Annotated in this window: 4 protein-coding genes; 3 read left to right on the forward strand and 1 reads right to left on the reverse strand. The window is 72.8% G+C overall.

Going from position 1 to position 2,188, the window contains the following annotated elements:
• Positions 1-184: hypothetical protein (locus tag N790_RS02900; RefSeq protein WP_043800489.1), on the reverse strand; the 184-nt coding region annotated here is incomplete at its 3' end.
• Positions 185-337: 153 nt separating this feature from the next.
• Here N790_RS02900 and N790_RS02905 point away from each other — a divergent pair.
• Genes N790_RS02905 through N790_RS02915 form a run of 3 tightly spaced genes read left to right on the forward strand, consistent with a single transcriptional unit; the run spans position 338 to position 2,052 of the window.
• On the forward strand, positions 338-970 hold the full coding sequence (locus N790_RS02905) for a ParA family protein (protein ID WP_043800492.1): 633 nt from the start codon (positions 338-340) through the stop codon (positions 968-970).
• A 16-nt stretch (positions 971-986) separates the two neighbouring features.
• Positions 987-1,463, forward strand: a complete 477-nt coding sequence (locus N790_RS02910; RefSeq protein WP_043800495.1) for a SixA phosphatase family protein — start codon at positions 987-989, stop codon at positions 1,461-1,463.
• A 4-nt stretch (positions 1,464-1,467) separates the two neighbouring features.
• Entirely contained in the window at positions 1,468-2,052 is a 585-nt protein-coding gene (locus N790_RS02915) for a YceI family protein (RefSeq protein ID WP_084062575.1), read from the forward strand.
• The last annotated feature ends 136 nt before the right edge of the window (positions 2,053-2,188 follow it).

Consider the following 2,188-nt stretch of genomic DNA (forward strand, 5'->3'; position numbering starts at 1 on the left):
AGCCGTCGCCGCTCAGGCCGTCGGCGGCCACCGCGCCGCGGTGGGCCAGCCGCGCCAGCGCCTGCAGGCCGGCGTCCACCAGCGCCCGCGACGGCCGGTCGTCGAGCTGCGCGATCAGCCCGAAACCGCAGCTGTCGCGCTCGAACGCCGGGGAATGCAGGCCCGGGGCCGGGGGTGCTGGCATGCGCCCTCCGCGAGGTGGAATGGGGCCGGCGCGGGCTCGCCACGGCCGGTCTCCGCACCGTCACACAGCGGCCTAGAGTTTCTGCTCGGCCGCCTTCCTCGCCCGCGCCGGGCGGGGTAGAGTGCAAGGCAGTCCCGGTAGCGGAGGCACGGCATGCGCACGATCCTGGTCGCGAGCTCGAAGGGAGGCGCCGGCAAGTCCACGGTCGCCACCCACCTTGCCGCGCACTTCGCGGTGGAGGGCAAGGCCACCGCCATCCTCGACGCCGACAAGCAGAAGTCCTCGACCCACTGGTGCGAAAAGCGCGCCCACCTGGAAACCGCGGTGCTGCCGCTCGACGGCTGCAAGCGCAACTGGGACAAACAGCTGCCGGAAGGCATCCAGCGCCTGGTCATCGACGCCCCCGCCGGTGCCATGGCCGACGACCTGCAGGCTTTCCTCGACATGGCCGACGCGGTCGTCGTGCCGGTGCTGCCTTCGGCCATCGACCTCGAGGCCACGGTGCCCTTCCTCAACAGCCTGGTCACCCACCCGCGGGTGAAGAAGGGCAAGCTGCCGGTCGGCATCGTCGGCAACCGCCTCAAGCCCTGGACCGGCGCCTCCCAGCAGGCCATCGCCCAGCTCAAGTCCTGGCCCTACCCGCTGGTGGCCGAACTGCGCGACACCCAGGCCTACGTGCTGCTGTGCGGCCTGGGCAAGAGCATCTTCGACTACCACTCCGAACAGGTGCGCAGCCACCAGGAAGACTGGGCGCCGCTGCTTCGCTGGCTCAAGAAATCCCTCTGACGCGACAAGGAAGGTCATGCGCGAACTGATCCTGCTCCGCCACGCCCACGCCGAACCGCCCGCACCGGGCCTGGACGACCTGGACCGCCCGCTGTCGCTGCAGGGCCAGGCCGAGGCCGAAGCCGCCGGCCGCTGGCTGCGCGACCACGGTTACCTGCCCGACCGCGTGCTGTGTTCGCCGGCCCGCCGTACCCGCGAGACCTGCGAAACCGTCATGGCCGCGCTCGGCTACGTCGAGTGCAAGCAGGAGCCGCGCATCTACGACGCCACGCCCGGCCGGCTGATCCAGGTCGCCGACGAACACCGCGACCTGGCCCGCGTGCTGATGGTCGGCCACAACCCCGGCTTCGAACAGCTGGCGGCCCTGCTCAGCTCGGGCCAGTCCGGCGACTTCCGCGGCATGCCCGCGGGCGGCGTGGCCGTGCTGACCATGCCGGCCGACGCCGCGCTCGAACCCGGCATCGCCCAGCTCACCGCCTTCTGGTGGCCGTGACGGGATGAGGGCGGCCCGGGCCGGCGCCTGCCTGGCCTTGCTGGCCGCCGGCTGGCTGGCGGCGCCCCCCGCCGCCGCGGACACGCCCGTGCCTGAAATCGACCCGCTGGCCTCGCGCGCCGCCATCACCGTGGACCTGCGCGTCGGTGGCCGGGTGCAGGGTCGCTTCCAGGATTTCGACGGGCGCCTCGAGCGCCACCCCGACGGCCGCCTGCAGGTGCACGTGCGCCTGGACGCCACCCGCCTCGTGCTCGAGGGCCCGGGCTGGATGGACCGCTCGATGCGTTCGGAAAAATTCCTGGACGTGGCCCGCCATCCCGCCATCCGCTTCCGCTCCGAGCCCTTCCCGCCCGAGCTGTCCCGCGAGGGCGGCTGGATGGCCGGCGAACTGGAGCTGCGCGGCGTGGCGCGGCCCGTGCGTTTCCAGATGGACCCGTCCGGCTGCGAGGCCCCCGGCTACGACTGCGACATCCACGTTTCCGGCGTGGTCAGCCGGCGCGAATTCGGAATGGTGGCTTACCGGGTGTGGCTGCAGGACGGCGTGGGCTTCGACTTCCGGGTGCGTCTGCGGCAGTCTGGGCAACCATGACCCCCCGCCTGCTCCTCCCCCTGCTCCTGCTGGCGCTGGCCGGCTGCACCACCCTGCCCAAGGCCGAAATGCGCGCCGCCGCCGGTCATGCCGAGGCCGGGCGCGCCGCCGCCCCCTCCTGCGACGGTTCGGCCGA

This window comes from Arenimonas malthae CC-JY-1, assembly GCF_000747075.1.
GTDB lineage: Bacteria > Pseudomonadota > Gammaproteobacteria > Xanthomonadales > Xanthomonadaceae > Arenimonas > Arenimonas malthae.